This is a genomic window from Variovorax davisae (genome assembly GCF_030316845.1).
GTDB lineage: Bacteria > Pseudomonadota > Gammaproteobacteria > Burkholderiales > Burkholderiaceae_C > Variovorax > Variovorax davisae.
Genome location: NZ_JASZYS010000008.1, coordinates 19,295 through 34,141 on the forward strand (window position 1 = coordinate 19,295; position 14,847 = coordinate 34,141).

Annotated in this window: 12 protein-coding genes; 4 read left to right on the forward strand and 8 right to left on the reverse strand. The window is 70.5% G+C overall.

From position 1 onward, the window contains the following. From QTI33_RS18940 to QTI33_RS18950, 3 genes are read right to left on the reverse strand one after another with little or no spacing between them, the layout of a single operon-like run. Positions 1-3,450, reverse strand: coding sequence for an efflux transporter outer membrane subunit (locus tag QTI33_RS18940; RefSeq protein ID WP_286507773.1), 3,450 nt, complete (start codon positions 3,448-3,450; stop codon positions 1-3). Then, the gene (locus QTI33_RS18945; RefSeq protein ID WP_286507774.1) at positions 3,438-4,742 is read right to left on the reverse strand and encodes a hypothetical protein; all 1,305 of its coding nucleotides are present in this window, start codon (positions 4,740-4,742) and stop codon (positions 3,438-3,440) included. The genes QTI33_RS18940 and QTI33_RS18945 overlap by 13 nt, the downstream gene beginning before the upstream one ends. Positions 4,743-4,751: 9 nt before the next feature. Beyond that, positions 4,752-6,032, reverse strand: a complete 1,281-nt coding sequence (locus QTI33_RS18950; protein WP_286507775.1) for an HlyD family secretion protein — start codon at positions 6,030-6,032, stop codon at positions 4,752-4,754. Positions 6,033-6,288: 256 nt separating this feature from the next. Between QTI33_RS18950 and QTI33_RS18955 the strand changes: the two genes are divergently transcribed. Continuing rightward, complete coding sequence (locus QTI33_RS18955) at positions 6,289-6,546, forward strand: hypothetical protein (protein ID WP_286507776.1); 258 nt, start codon at positions 6,289-6,291, stop codon at positions 6,544-6,546. A 22-nt stretch (positions 6,547-6,568) separates the two neighbouring features. On the opposite strand, the gene QTI33_RS18960 is transcribed toward QTI33_RS18955, so the two are convergent. Genes QTI33_RS18960 through QTI33_RS18970 form a run of 3 tightly spaced genes read right to left on the reverse strand, consistent with a single transcriptional unit; the run spans position 6,569 to position 8,447 of the window. Continuing rightward, complete coding sequence (locus QTI33_RS18960; RefSeq protein WP_286507778.1) at positions 6,569-7,297, reverse strand: anti-sigma factor; 729 nt, start codon at positions 7,295-7,297, stop codon at positions 6,569-6,571. Continuing rightward, the gene (locus QTI33_RS18965) at positions 7,294-7,857 is read right to left on the reverse strand and encodes a sigma-70 family RNA polymerase sigma factor (RefSeq protein ID WP_286507780.1); all 564 of its coding nucleotides are present in this window, start codon (positions 7,855-7,857) and stop codon (positions 7,294-7,296) included. The genes QTI33_RS18960 and QTI33_RS18965 overlap by 4 nt, the downstream gene beginning before the upstream one ends. Before the next feature lie 29 nt (positions 7,858-7,886). Further along, positions 7,887-8,447 carry a DUF3455 domain-containing protein gene (locus tag QTI33_RS18970; protein WP_286507781.1) on the reverse strand — a complete coding sequence of 187 codons (561 nt, stop codon included), beginning with the start codon at positions 8,445-8,447 and terminating at the stop codon, positions 7,887-7,889. Positions 8,448-8,650: 203 nt separating this feature from the next. Here QTI33_RS18970 and QTI33_RS18975 point away from each other — a divergent pair, with 203 nt between their 5' ends. Beyond that, positions 8,651-8,908, forward strand: a complete 258-nt coding sequence (locus QTI33_RS18975) for a hypothetical protein (RefSeq protein ID WP_286507783.1) — start codon at positions 8,651-8,653, stop codon at positions 8,906-8,908. 1 nt (position 8,909) lies between these two features. Here the strand turns inward: QTI33_RS18975 and QTI33_RS18980 are convergent, their stop codons facing one another. Together QTI33_RS18980 and QTI33_RS18985 are read right to left on the reverse strand one after the other, a co-directional pair. Further along, a complete protein-coding gene (locus QTI33_RS18980; protein ID WP_286507784.1) occupies positions 8,910-9,845 on the reverse strand; it encodes a YcjF family protein in 936 nt (311 codons plus the stop codon). Between the two features lie 2 nt (positions 9,846-9,847). Then, positions 9,848-10,543 carry a Bax inhibitor-1 family protein gene (locus QTI33_RS18985; RefSeq protein ID WP_286507785.1) on the reverse strand — a complete coding sequence of 232 codons (696 nt, stop codon included), beginning with the start codon at positions 10,541-10,543 and terminating at the stop codon, positions 9,848-9,850. A gap of 132 nt (positions 10,544-10,675) precedes the next feature. On the opposite strand from QTI33_RS18985, the gene nhaR reads away from it, so the two are divergent. After that, positions 10,676-11,584 (forward strand): transcriptional activator NhaR, encoded by a 909-nt coding sequence (nhaR, locus tag QTI33_RS18990; protein WP_286507787.1) that lies wholly within the window; start codon positions 10,676-10,678, stop codon positions 11,582-11,584. A gap of 25 nt (positions 11,585-11,609) precedes the next feature. Next, complete coding sequence (locus QTI33_RS18995) at positions 11,610-14,813, forward strand: bifunctional cytochrome P450/NADPH--P450 reductase (protein WP_286507788.1); 3,204 nt, start codon at positions 11,610-11,612, stop codon at positions 14,811-14,813. Positions 14,814-14,847 lie beyond the last annotated feature (34 nt).

The window sequence follows — 14,847 nt, forward strand, 5'->3', positions numbered from 1 at the left end:
TCAAGGCATGGCGCTCGCCGCCGCTGCCGCGGCCTGCGCCTGCGGCGCCACGTCCCACCCCCCGCCCAGCGCCTTGTACAGGTTCACCGTGTTCACCGCCTGCTTGAGCTGCAGTTCGATCCACTGCCGCTGCTCGATGTAGAGCTCGCGCTGCGCGTCGGCACCGGCGAAGTAGTCCTCCAGGCCGTTGCGAAAGCGCGTGCGCGAGATGACCGCCACTTTCTCGAGCGCCTGCACGCGGCCCTGCTGCGCCTCGAGCTGTGGTGACAGGTGGCTGTTCGCGATCAGCGCGTTGGCGGTTTCGCGCAGCGCCTGCTGCACCGCGTGCTCGTAGCCCGACATGGCGGCGGACAGACGTTCTTCGTTGGCCGTGAGGTTGGCCGACCGGCGGCCCCAGTCGAGGATCGGCAGCGAGACCCCGAGCACCGTGGCCCAGCTGCGGTTGCCGCTGTTCAGCAGGTTCGAGAACTCGCTGCTGAGCCCGCCGGCCACCGCGGTCAGCGAGAAGGTCGGATAGAACGCCGCCTTGGCGGCCCCGACGCCCGCGTTCGCCGCTTCGACCCGCGCATAGGCGGCCAGCAGGTCGGGCCGGCGTTGCAGCAGGCTGGCCGGCAGGCCGATCGGCACCTCGGCCACCGAGCGGTCCGGCCAGGGCCGCTGCATGCCGGTGCTCGCCGCCACCGGCTGGCCGACCAGCACCGTGAGCCACTGCAGGTCCTGCCCCACGCGCATGCTGAACTCCTCGCGCTGCACCAGGGCGCGCTGCACCAGCGACTGCGAGCGCAGCAGGTCGAGGTCGGAGGTGCCGCCGACCGAGCGGGCGCGCTTCATGATGTCGGTGCTGTCGCTCTGGCTCTTCAGGTCGGCCTCGGCCAGGGCCAGCAGCGCGCGGTCGGCGCGCAGCGTGAGGTAGGCGTTCGAGACTTCGCCCACCAGGTTCATGCGCGCCGCGGCGTAGTCGCGCTCGATCGCCTGGGCCTGCGAGCCGGCCTGCTTGACGCCGGCATCGACGCGGCCGAAGAAGTCGAGCTCGTAGGCCGTGATGCCGGCCTGGATGGCGTAGGTGTTGCCGACCCGGCCGATCGGCTGGTTGCTGGTGATCACACCCGTGGAACCCAGCGCGGTCGCCATGTCGCCGCGCTCGGCATAGCCCACGACCCCGATCTCCGGGAACAGGCTGGAGCGCGTGCCCGCGTAGACGGCGCGGGCCTCGCGGGCCTTGGCGGCGTAGGTGCGCAGGTCGCGGTTCTGCGCCAGCGCGGTGGCGATCAGCGCGCGCAACTCGTCGTCGCGCACGAAGGCCTGCCATGCCATGGGCGCCGCGTCGGTGCCGGTGACGCCGGTCGGCCAGGTCGCCGGCAGTGCGACATCGGCCGGCTTGAGTGCCGGCGTGAGGCTGCAGCCGCCGAGGACCAGCACCCCGAGCACCAGGGCCGCCACCAGCGGGGCGGTGGCGGCGAAGCCGTGCATCCGCGGCATCGGAATGCGCGGCCAGCGCCAGCCCGCGCTGCCGAGGAAGGCCAGCGCCGCCCGGCCCGGCCGCACCTGCGTGGCGACATGGCTCGGCGGCAGGCTGAACACATGGCGGATCAGGCGGTCGTGCACGGCCTCGTCGCCGGCGAAGCTCAGCTCGGCGCCGGCCGGCGTGTGATCGGCCAGCAGCGCGGGCACCCAGCCGACGTGATCGACATGGATGTCCAGCGGCTGGCCGACGGGGATCCGCCGCAGCAGGGCGCTGTCGCGCAGCAAGGCGCCGTCCACCGCGATCTCGATGAACTGCGTGGCGCCGACGCCCGCGGCGCTGCGGACGTTGGTCGCGGCGTCGCAGGGAAAGCGCTCGTCGTGGTCCGGCCGCGGCCGGTCGATGCAGGCGATCAGCGCCGCCAGGCAGTAGACCGTGGCGACCAGGGTCCAGATCACGTTGAGCAGGTCCCCGGTGCTCATCGCGCTGCCGATGGCGTTGAGCGCGCCCATCTCCATCGCGACGATGAGCCCGCCGAAGACCGCCACCAGGTTCCAGTGCACCACCGTCTTCGAGCGGTCCTGCCCCTTGGCCGTGACCTTGAACGGCCGCCCGAAGGGCCGGATCAGCGCGCTGACGATGGTGCGCGTCACGGCCATCGCGGCGACGATCTGCGTCACCTCGGTGAACACCGGCAGGCAGCGCCGCTGGCTGATCCAGTAGGTGTAGCCCCAGAACATGACCAGCGGCGGCAGGCCGTAGAGCGCGAAGGCCTGGGGCGTGGCGTGGAAGGCCGAGACGCCCGTGTACCAGTACAGCGCGGGCGCCGCGAGGATCAGCAGGATGAAAGGCTTGCTGAGCCAGTGCAGCAGGCCGTGCACGTAGTGCAGGCGCGCCGCCACGCTGTAGCCCTTGCCGCGCAGCGGACCGTCGCGCAGCAGCGCCACCTGGATGGTGCCCAGGCACCAGCGGCTGCGCTGGTTGATGTAGTCGATGATGCTGTCGGCCGACAGCCCGTTCGACAGCCGCTCGTTGAGCCAGCGCGTGACCCAGCCGAAGCGCATCAGCGTGTAGGTGGTGTAGATGTCCTCGCACACGCTGCCGGTCGGGAAGCCGCCGGCGGCGGTGATGGCGTCGCGCCGCACGATGAAGGAGGTGCCGACGCAGAAGGCGACGTCGGCCGCGTCCTTGGCCGGCTGCAGCACGTCGAAGAACACGCGCTGCTCGTCGACCCAGCTGTCGGTGGCGCGCAGGTTGTGCTGGATCGGGTCGGCGTTGTAGTAGAACTGCGGCGTCTGCACCAGGCCCACCTTCGGATCGTCGAACAGGCCCAGCATCCGGTAGACGATGTTGCGATGGGGCGTGAAGTCGGCGTCGAGCACCAGGATGTAGGGCGCATCGGTGGCCGCCGCCGACTGGCGCAGGCCGTTGTTGAGGTTGCCGGCCTTGGCGTGCGCGTTGTCGGGCCGCCGTGCGTAGTGCACGCCCTTGCGGGCGCAGTAGTCGCGCAGCCAGTCGCGGCGCGTGTCGTCGAGCACCCAGACCGCGACCTGCGGGTAGTCGATCGCCTGCGCCGCCAGGATCGTCTTCTCGAGCACGCCGAGTTCTTCGTTGTAGGTGCAGATGAAGACGTCCACGGCCGGCACGTCGGCGCCGCGCGCGCGCAGCGCGGCCTCGCCCTCGTCGGCGAGCCCGTGGTTGTCGCGCCGCCCGGTCAGCATCTGGATCGACATCAGGGTGTAGAGGATCGACACCATCTCGAACACCAGGAACACCCAGCCGACCAGCGTGCCGAAGCCGAGGTCCGGCGGCGGCAGCGTCTCGGCCAGGCGCCACACCACGTAGCGCACCAGCACCAGCGCGGTCAGGAAGCCGAACACGGCGCGGTGCGAGAGCCGTTGCGCGCGGGCGTGGAAGATCATCATCAGGGCCAGGCCCACGACGATCAGATTGACCCTGAACTCGGGGGTATCGATCAGCTCGAACATGGCTTCTCTCCTGTGGCGGTGGTGCTTCCGGTGAACGGGTTCCAGCCCGTCGCGGCGAGCGCGATCCAGGCGGTGGCACCGAGGTGGGGCCAGCGGTAGTAGAAGAAGTCGGCGCCGGCCGAATCGGGCCCGATGGCCAGTCCGGTCGAGATGCGCGGGCTCGGCGTCGCGTAGTAGAGGCCGTTGTCGGCGCGCTGCGAGGCCAGCAGTTGCCACAGCGCCTCGGGCGCCGCGCCCTTCACGGCCAGCAGCGTGGCGGCGGCCTGCGCGCTGCCTTCGGTCCAGATGCCGTCGGGCTGCTGCGAGAAGCCGTAGCCGTCGCCGTAGCGGTGGTTGCGTTCGACCCAGGCGAGGCCGGCCCGCCAGCTGCAGGAGCCCGCAGGTGCCGCCAGCACGGGCCACAGCTGGGCATCGAGCCCCGAGCCGGTGGTGGCGATGGTCTTGCCGTCGGCCTGGGTGCCGATGTGGAAGCGCTGCTGCTGCGCGTTCCACATGCGCGACACGAAGGCCAGCGCGGTCTGCGCCTGGCGGGCCTGCTCGGGCCGGGCGCTCGAGCGGGCGGCCCATGCGGCCGCCATCGCGATGTCGATGTGGTGCTCGGTCGACTTCCAGGTCTGCGCGCCCTGCGCATCGTCCCAGCCGTACCAGCCGCCCTGGTAGCCATCGGGATCGACCACGGCGCGCGTGCGTTGCTCGATCCACGTCAACAGCTTCGTCGTCGCGTCGACATAGCGCGGGGCGGGCGCCACCTGGTTCACGTTCAGCAGCAGCAGGGCGGCCCATGCCACGTTGCCCGTGGCCGTGCTGAGCTGGTAGGCGTCGGCGATCCACTGGTTCCTTGCCGCATCCCAGTGGCCGGGCAGCACCGGTTTGGCATCGGCCAGCGGGCCGGCGCGGTAGGCGTTGCGCACCCGGCCATCCGTGTAGTGCGGATCGCGCTCGACCGCGCGCACGATCGCATCGGCGATGCGCCCGGCCGAAGCGGTCTCGCCGCAGGCCAGCAGCGCGATGCCCGCCAGTGCGTTGTCATAGACGAAGGCGACGTTCGCCAGGGTCGTCTCGAGCGGCGGAACACCCTCGATGACCCTGTCCGGGCGATAGCTCGTCAACAGCAGCGGCGTTGCCGGCTCGCCGCGCGCATCGGTGGCGACCGCGCGGCGCAGCCCGTCGCAGCTCTGCCGCGCGAGTGCCTGCCGGATGTCGCTGGCGGCCGCCGCGGTGGCGACCGGGCCTGCGAGCAGGGCCAGCGCGACGAGCAGCGCGCGTGGCCAGTTGGGCGATGAGAAGTCCATCGTCGGCGCTCAGCTGTTCAGCCTGGCCGACACCACCTTGCCGGGCGCGCACAGGCTGCGCTGCGCCGAAGGCTCGGTCGTCTTCGATTCGATCCGTGCCACCGCATACACCGAACCCTGCTCCGCGAACGGGAAGGGCACGATGTAGCTGCTCTGCAGTTCGTCCGGCGCGACCGGCAGCAGCTGGGTGACGCGCGCCGGAACCTCCAGGCCGCTGTCGTCGGTCGTCACGGTGAGCATCGAGCCCATGTTGAGGCGCTTCGCGAGACGCGGCGGGAACACCGCCACCACTTCGATGCGGCTGCAGTCGATCATTCGCACCAGCGTGGCGCCCTGCGGCACGAAGCTGCCCTGCGGCATCAGCACGGTGTGCACCTGCCCGGCCTGCAGCGCGCGCACTTCATAGGCCGCCAGCCGGTCGATGCGGCGCCGTTCGTCGTCTTCGAGCGCCATCACTTCGCGCAACTGCTTCTGCACCGCCGTGCTGTCCTGCTGGGCGCGCGCGATGCTGCCCGCGAGCGTTTCGCGGCGGCTCACCAGCGTCTGGAACACCGTCCCGCTGCCACTGCTCACGAACGCCCCCTGGCTGGCGATCGCGACGCTCTTGCCGAGACCGGCATAGGCCTGCTCGGCCACCGCGGCGTTGGCGCGCGAGGTGCTCAGCTGGGCCTGGGCGGCGTCCATCGCCTGCGGACTGATCGCGCCCTGGTCGAGCATTGCGGAGGTGTGGCGCACCTTGAGCTCCTGCTCCGCCACGTTGGTCAGCGCCACCTCGCGCTGGCGCTGGGCGATCTGCCAGGCGTCGCGGGTCTGCGCCATCGAGGCCTGGCGGTACAGCCTGACCTGCTGCTCGACGAACTGCAGTTCCTCGTCCGAGGCATGGAGCTGGTTGGCCAGCTGCGACACCTGGCTCTGCAACGCCAGGCGCTGGGTGCTCAGCGTGGTGAGGATGTCGCGGTCGATGGTCGGGTTCTGCACCGTGGCGACCACCGCCCCGGCATCGATCTTGTCGAGCGCGCGCACCGTCATCTGCGTCACCACGCCGCTGATCGGCGAGGTGACCAGCAGCACCGGCGCCTGCAGCACCGTGCGGGTCGCCTGCCGCGACACCAGCGGCTGGATCAGGGTCGTGACCACCAGCCACAGGACGAAGGCCAGCAGCGCGTAGCCCGCGAGGCGAGGGACGACCGACTCCGACGAGCTGCCGCGCCAGCGCCGCAGCCGGCCCCGCCAACCGGCGGGCTCGGCATCTGCAATCTGGATCGATTCCTGGACAGTGCTTGCGTTCATGGGCGCCTCGCTTGAGTGGACGGGTGGCTTTTCAGGACCGGGCGTCTCCGCTGTCGCAGCACATCGATGGGGCATGCCGTCTGCTTTTGCTGCAGTGCAGCAATACGCGTGCCAAAAATTAAGGGTTTTTACTTATTGAGAAACAGGATGTACATGACCCCAGCGCCCGATCGGACAGCAACAAACTAGGGTTAACCCTATAATTGAGCCCGTACGCGACCCGTCTCGGCGTCGCTCCCCCCGGAGAACCCTTTTCATGTCCACGATCCTTGCCAACGGCCTTTCCGTCGACGCACCCGGTTCCTCGCCGGTTTCGCACGCCCTGTCGCGCGTCCTGGGCTTCGGCCTCCGGCTGCTGACCGGCTGGAAGGTGGCGGCGCCCGAGGCGCCGCTGTCGCGCAAGGCCGAAGCCGATGCGGTGCGCGAATGGGCATGGACCTTCGCCCGCACCGATCGCAGCTTCTCGGACGACTTGTTCGCGGCTGCCGATCGGCACGAACGCGCCGGCAACTGAAGAGAAGAGCGGCCGGCGTTCGCTAAAGCACCTTCACCGCCCGGCCGATGAACTGGATCGGCCCGGTCGGTCGATCGAGCGGCGAGCCGTCCGCCGGCTCGAGGGTCAGTTCGAACAGTTGGTTCGGCTCCAGCGGCGGCAGCCGGTCGAGCGGGACCTGCAGCGTCTGGCCCGGCGTGACGAGGCCCAGCGACACCGGGCCGCGCCAGCCATCGGCCTTGGTCCAGAACTGCAGCGACTTGCCGCTCGGCACCGTGATGCTGCCCAGCGGGGTCAGGCTCAGCCGGCGCGCACCGGCGCCCGCCTGCACCACCCAGCCCGGGGCCTTGTCCTGCGGCGCGACCAGCACCACGACGAACTGCGTGGCGGGCGCCGGCTGGATGCGCGTCACCAGCACGGCCGCCATCAGGGCGGCCGCAGCGAAACCGGCGCCGGCCAGCCCGCGCCACAGGCGCAGGCTGCTCCACCAGCCGGGGCGGCTGGCGGTGCGGCGGGGCGCTGCCAGGGCCGACACGCTGGCGTCGATCCGGCGCCAGAGCGCGGGCGATGGCGCCACCGGCTCGGCGAGCGCCACCAGCGGATGCAGGCGTTCTTCCCAGCCCTCCACCGCCGCGCGGAGCGCCGGCTCGTGCCGCATGCGCCTCTCGACCTCGCTGCGGGTGGCGGCCGACAGCGTGCCGAGCACGTAGTCGCCGGCCAGCGCGTCGAGGGCGTCGCCGGAGGAGGGGGGCGTGATGTCGTTCGGGTTCATGCCATGCATTCGCGCAACGAGCGCATGCCGCGCTGGATCCAGGACTTGACGGTGCCCAGCGGCTTCTGCGTGCGCTGCGCGATTTCCCCGTGCGAACAGCCATCGAGATAGGCGAGCACGATGCACTCCCTGCGTTCGGCTTCGAGCCTTTCGAGGCAGGCCTCGAGCCGGCCCAGGTCGGCCCGCGTCTCGGCCGGGTCGAGGCTGGTCGCATGACGGGCCAGCGCCACGTCGTCTTCGAGCGCGGCCTGGCTTTCTTCGTCGACCGGCACCTCGCGCGCATGGCTGCGGACCCAGTTCAGCGCCGCATGCCGCACCACGCTGTAGATCCAGCCCCGTCCGGCGCCGCGGCGCGGGTCGAAAGACCCGGCGCGCTGCCAGATGCTGACGAAGGCATCGTGCAGCACGTCCTCCGCCGACTGGCGCTGGCGCACGATGCGCAGCGCCACGCCCAGCAGGTAGCGGCCTTCCAGGCTGTAGATCTGCGCCAGCGCCTGACGTTCGCCGCGCGCGCAGGCGGCCAGCGCGGCGTCGTGGTCGAAAGGTTCGGTGGCGGGCAAGGCGCCATCGTAGTCGACGGCCCCAGGGCTCAGGCCGCTTTCCAGAAAATGTAGTCGGCCTGGTAGCGCACGCTTTCCTGCTGGCCCTTCGCGGCCGGCGTGCAGGCATTGGCGGGTGCGATGCCGCCCTGGAGCGCGACCCGCTGGATGTAGGTGACGCCGCTCATCGCACCGCTGCCCGTCGCCGGGTTGGCCTTGACCAGCTGGAAGGGCAGGCTGGTGGGCCCGGAGGGCGCGACCGCGAGCTGCGTTGCCGTGAGCTTCGAGCCGTCGTTGGCTTCCCAGGTGGCGGGCGGGCCGTAGTACTTGCCAACCGCCTTGCCGCTGCGGTCGTTGAGCACCGCCTTGGGCCCGACGAACACCCACTCGGTCTGGCCGGGCGCACCGGCCTTGTCGCGGCATTCGTAGGTGATCTCGCCGATGCCGACGGTTTCCAGCGCGACCTTGTGGCCTGCCGGCACCTGGATCGGGGCCGGCAGCGAGGCTTGCGAGAAAGCCGATCCGGGGGCGGGCATCGAGCCGCAGGCGGCCAGCAGGGCGGCGGCCAGCAGCGGGACGACGACGGGGCGCGCGGGGATGAGGTGACGCATGGGAAGCTCCTTCGGTGGTGGGGTGGCAGCGGCTTGCTGCTGCTGGAACTACCCGCCAACGGCGCGATTGGATGCAGGTGCAGCCAAAAGATTCTTCGGCCCGGCGTTGCGAATCGGCTGCTCAACCTGCCGGACTGGGGGAGCAGATGCGCAATAATCTTCCCCATGTACCCCGCGAAAAGCGCACATCGGCGCCATCAGCCATGAGTTCGAGCGTGCCGACCCCGGCGCAGCTGGCCGACATCGACGACGACGAACTCGTGCGCCTGGCGGTGAGCTGGCGCGCCCAGGCCTCGCGCGGCGACCGGGAGGCCTTCGGCATCGCCCACGCGCTGGAGGTCGAGTGCCGCCAGCGCCTGCGCGCCAGCCAGCTCCAGCAGCTGCCGCCCGAGTCGACGCCGGCGGCGCGGCCCTGGTGGAAGTTCTGGGGGTCCAAGGACCACCCGATGTCCGCCCCCTGACTCAGGCCGCCCGCACCATCGACAGCACCTGCCGCGCGTCCAGCGTGCGTGCCTTCTCCTGCATCGCCGGCAGATAGCGCGTCTGCAGCCCCTGTGCCTCCTGCATCACGCCCGCATAGGCGCCCTTGAGCATCTCGGTCGACAGCTGGCGTCCACCGGCGTAGTAGCGCCTGGCGACATGGCCCAATGCATAGGTGGTGGCGAAGCTCATGCCCGAGCTCACGGCCTGCTTGCCAAGGCCGCCGAGCAGGCCGCCGCCGACCTTGCCCAGCAGGCCGCCGAGCAGCTTGCGGCCAGCCTGCTCCAGGTACTGAGAGGTCAGGCCGACGCCGACCGTGGCGACGAAGTCCTTGATGTGGCCGCTGTCGAGGTCGAAGCCGTAGGCCTTGCCGATGCGGTAGACCAGCTTCATCTGCAGCGGGATGATGGCCATGGTCGAGAGCGTCTCGGGCAGCAGCTCGAGCGCCCCGTTCAGGATCGCAGCGTTGAGGATGGCCTGGTCGAGTTCGGCGGCGTCGGGCGCGCTGCCCGGTGCAGTCACCACGGCGCCCGCCGCCACGGGCACCGCCGCGATCGCCTGCGCCTGCTCGGTGAACGCGGCCGAAGCCGCGGCATCGAGCCCGAGCGAAGCGCGCAGTTCGGCCAGAAAGGCGCGCTCGGCCTCCGAATGCGCGCCGTCGGCGTCGCAGACGCAGACCGCCATCTCGTAGGCCAGCTGCTTGGCGCCGCGGCTTTGCAGCTGCGCGCCCAAGTCGGCGACCGAGACGCGCTGCATCAGCACGTCCTGGTAGAGCGTCGGCAGGTTGATCGCCTCGGCGCGGGAGAAGCCGTCCGCGATGCGCTTGATCTCCTCGCGTTCGCGCGCGTGCTTGTCGCCGTCGGCGAAGGCCGCCATCAGACCCAGCGTGACGATGGCGCGGGATTCCTGGTCCGTCATGCTCATTCCTCGCGGCTGCCGCCCAGGCCCAGCAGCATCAACAGCGACTGGAACACGTTGTACAGGCTCAGGTAGACGCCCAGCGTGGCCGTGATGTAGTTGGTCTCGTGGCCGTCCTTGACGCGCTTGAGGTCATGCAGGATGAAGGCCGAGAAGATGCCGATCGCCAGCACCGCCAGCGTGATCATCAGCGCGCCCGACTGGATGAAGAAGTTGGCGACGCCGGCCACCAGCAGCAGGATGGCGCCGATGAAGAGCCACTTGCCCATGGCCGACAGGTCGCGCTTGATCACGGACGACAGCATCGCCATGCCGAGGAAGACCGCGCCGGTGCCTGCGAAGGCCGTCATCACCAGGCTGGCGCCGTTCTGCATGCCCAGCACCACGCCCAGCATGCGCGACAGCATCAGGCCCATGAAGAAGGTGAAGCCCAGCAGCACCGGCACGCCGGCGGCCGAATCCTTGGTCTTCTCGATCGCGAACATCAAGCCGAAGGCGCCGGCCAGGAAGACCACCATCGAGATGCCGGGCGACATCGCGCGCGCCAGCCCGGTCGACAGACCGAGCCAGGCGCCCAGCACGGTGGGCAGCATCGACAGGGCCAGCAGCCAATAGGTGTTGCGCAGCACCCGGTTGCGCTGCGCGGTGGCCGGCGTCGCGGCATAGGGCGCGCTGTAGACCTGGGTGTTGTCGTTCATTCGAATGTCCTTGGTAGGTTGAGAAACCACGCGTGTGCACGCGCATGAAGCCCACTCTAGGGCGATATAGCCTTCGAGAAAAGTCGAATTTTTGACACTATTCATTCGGCTTTTCCGTAGTATTGGGGCCTGATGAACTTCAAGCACCTGCACTATTTCTGGGCCGCCGCCAAGGCCGGCGGCATCGTGCGCGCCAGCGAGCAGCTGCACATCACGCCCCAGACGCTGTCGGGGCAGATCAAGCTGCTCGAGGACAGCCTGGGCAGCCCCTTGTTCCAGAAGCGCGGCCGCGGGCTCGAGCTGACGCCCGAGGGGCGCACGGCGTTGAGCTATGCCGACCAGATCTTCGCGCTCGGCGCCGAGCTCGAGGCGGCGCTCGGCAGCCGGGGCGAGGGCGCCCGTGCGCTCGACTTCCGGGTCGGCATCGCCGATGCGGTGCCGAAGTCGATCGCCTACCGCCTGCTCGAGCCGGCGCTCGGCATCGCCGAGCCGGTGCGCCTGATCTGCCACGAAGGCAATTTCCGCGACCTGCTCGGCCAGTTGTCGGTGCAGCGCATCGACCTGGTGATCGCCGACGAGCCGATGGGCCGGCAGGTCGGCGTCAAGGCCTTCAACCACACCCTGGGCACGACGGCGATGAGCTTCTTCGCGACCCCGGCGCTCAGGCGCACGCTCCGCGGCGAGTTCCCGCAGTGCCTGGACCGCGCGCCGATGCTGATCCAGGGCGCCTCGTCGGCCGCGCGCCAGCGGCTCGACCTGTGGCTGGCCGAGCACCGGTTGCGGCCGCGGGCGATCGGCGAGTTCGACGACGCCGCGCTGCTCAAGGCCTTCGGCGGCGAGGGCCGGGGCGTCTTCATGACGCCCGAGGTGCTCGAGGAAGAGACCTGCACCCAGTACGGCGTCGAGGTGATCGGCCGCGCCGCCGGCCTGATCGAGGAGTTCTTCGCCATCTCGGTCGAGCGCCGCGTCACCCATCCCTGCGTGGTCGCGATCACCAAGGCGGCGCGCGGGCGCTTCCATCGCCGCCGCAGCTCCGGATAATCGGCCCGCTCCCCGAGGACCCTCCATGAAGCCTTCATCCACGACCCCGCCCCAGGTGCCGCAGCCGCCGCTGAAGCCGATCATCGGCAACCTCGGCGAGCTGGATTCGAAGGCGCCGATCCAGAGCATGATGCGGCTGGCCGGCATCTACGGGCCGATCTTCAAGCTCACCTTGCTGGGCCGCGACGTCTACGTGGTCAGCGCGCAGGCGCTGGTCGACGAGCTCTGCGACGAGACCCGCTTCAACAAGCGCGTGCACGGCCCGCTGCAGGAGATCCGCGCCTTCGCCGGCGACGGCCTCTTCACCGCCTACAACAGCGAGCCCAACTGGGCCAAGGCGCACCGGCTGCTGATGCCGGCTTTCGGACCGCTGGGCGTGCGCTCGATGTTCGACCGCATGGTCGACATCGCGCACCAGATGTTCGTCAAGTGGGAGCGCTTCGGCGCCTCGGCGGTCATCGACGTCGCCGACAACATGACCCGGCTGACGCTCGACACGATCGCGCTGTGCGCCTTCGACTACCGCTTCAACAGCTTCTACCAGAACGAGATGCATCCCTTCGTTGCCGCGATGGTCGATGCGCTCGACGAAGCCGGCCAGCGCGGCCGGCGGCCGGCGATGGTGTCGAACCTGATGGTGGGCACCCGGCGCCGCTACGAGGCCGACCAGGCGCTGCTCGCGCGCGTCGCCGAGCAGCTGATCGCCGAGCGGCGCAGCGACCCGCAGGGTGCGGGCAAGAACGACCTGCTCAACGTCATGCTCAACGGCGTCGATCCGGTCACGGGCGAGAAGCTCTCCGACGAGAACATCCGCTACCAGATGGTCACCTTCCTGATCGCGGGCCACGAGACCACCAGCGGCCTGCTGTCCTTCGCCTGCTACCTGCTGCTGAAGAACCCCGAGGCGATGCTGAAGGCGCGCGCCATCGTCGACGAGGTGCTGGGCGACCAGATGCCGCGCATTGAGCACCTGGCCCGGCTGCGCTACATCGAGCAGATCCTCATGGAGTCGCTGCGGCTGTGGCCAACCGCGCCGGCCTTCGGCGTCAAGCCGATCGCCGACACCTTGCTGGCGGGACGCTATCCGCTGTCGACCCGCGACACGCTGCTGGTGCTGCAGCCGATGCTGCACCGCGACCCGGCGGTCTGGGGCGACGACGCCGAGGACTTCCGGCCGGAGCGCTTCGCGCCCGACGCTGCCGAGCAGCTGCCGCCCAATGCATGGAAGCCTTTCGGCAACGGCGCCCGCGCCTGCATCGGCCGGCCCTTCGCCATGCAGGAGGCGCAGCTCGTGATCGCCATGATGCTGCAGCGCTTCGACATCGTGCTGGACGACCCGTCCTACCAGCTCGAGATCGCCGAGACACTGACCATCAAGCCGCACGGCCTGGCGATCCGCGCCCGCAGCCGGGGCGCGCCGGGCGGCGGCGGTTTCGCGTTGCGCAGCGCCGTGCCCTCGGTGCCCCAGCGGCTCGTGAAGGAGGCTGCGGACGAGGTCGCGCTGCCGGCCGATGCGCCGAAGCTGCTGGTGCTCTACGGCAGCAACACCGGTTCGTGCGAGATGTTCGCCCGCCGCATCGCGGCCGAGGCGCCGCGCCAGGGCCATGCGGCCACGGTCGCCACCCTCGACGAATACACGGGCGAGCTGGCGGCCGCGACGCCGGTGCTGGTGGTCACGGCCTCCTACGAGGGCCAGGCGCCGGACAACGCCAAGAAGTTCCTGTCGTGGATCGAGGGCTGCGCGCCGGGCACGCTGGACGGCCTCCGCTTCGCGGTGCTGGGCTGCGGCAACCGACAGTGGGCCCGGACCTACCAGGCCGTGCCCAAGCGGGTCGACGCCGCCTTCGCCGCCGCCGGCGCCGTGCGCCTGCGCCCGCGCGGCGAGGCCGATGCGGGCGGCGACTTCTTCGGCGCCTTCGACGAATGGGCGCAAGGGCTGTGGGACGACCTGGGCGCGGCCACGGGCCTGGCGGTGGCCGATCGGCGCGGGGTGCCGGGCTTCGAGGTCGAGGTCGTCAGCTCGGCCCGGGAGCGGGCGCTCGCGCTCAACGAACTCGAACCCGGCACCGTCGTCGAGAACCGTGAGTTGGTGGCCATCGGCATTGCCGGCGCCCGTTCCAAGCGCCACCTGCAGATCGCGCTGCCGGCCGGCATGCGCTACCGCAGCGGCGACTACCTCGCCGTGCTGGCCCGCAACCCCGCGGCCAGCGTGGCGCGCGCGCTGGCGCGCTTCGGGCTCGCCGCCGATGCGCAGATCGTGATCCGCAAGCAGGCCGGCACCGCGTCCGCGCTGCCGGGCGACTACCCGATCGGCGCCGCCGAAGTGCTGGCAGGCTATGTCGAGCTGGCCCAGCCCGCGACCCGGGCCCAGGTCGCCCAGCTGGCCGAGGCCACGCGCTGCCCGCCCGAACGCCGGGCGCTCGAAGCCCTGACCCAGGAGGAGGCCTATGCGCGCGAGGTGCTCGGCCGCCGGGTGAGCGTCCTCGACCTGCTCGAGCGCATGCCTTCGTGCGACATCAGCCTGGCCCGCTTCCTGGCCATGCTGCCGATCCTGCGGGCACGCCAGTATTCGATCTCTTCCTCGCCGCTGGCCGACGAAGCGCAGGCCAGCCTGACCTTCGCGGTGGTCGATACGCCCGCGCTGTCGGGGCAGGGCCGGTTCCAGGGCGTGGCGTCGACCTACCTGGCCGGGCTGCAGGCGGGCGACAAGGTGTCGGTGGCGGTGCGGCCATCGCAGTCGGGCTTCCATCCGCCGGTCGACCCGAAGACCCCGATCGTGATGGTCTGCGCCGGCACCGGCGTGGCGCCGTTCCGGGGCTTCCTGCAGGAACGGGCCTGGCAGAAGGCGGCCGGGCGCGAGGTCGGCCCCGCGCTGCTGTTCTTCGGCATCGACGACCCGGACGTCGACTACCTGTACCGCGACCAGTTCGCGGCCTGGGAGGCGGCCGGGGTGGTCGCGCTGCGGCCTGCCTTTTCGGCCCGACCCGAGGGCGATGTGATGTTCGTGCAACACAGGGTCTGGCAGGACCGGGCCGATATCGGTGCGCTGTTCCGCCTGGGCGCTCAGTTCTATGTCTGCGGCGACGGCAAGCACATGGCGCCGGCCGTGCGCGAGACCTTCATCCATATCTACCGGACGGCGACCGGCAGCGACGATGCCGCCGCATCGGCCTGGGCCGACCGGATGGAGCATGCGCATGGACGCTACGTATCGGACGTGTTCGCCTGAGCCGACTGGGGCGGCCATGCCTGCGCGCCGTGCG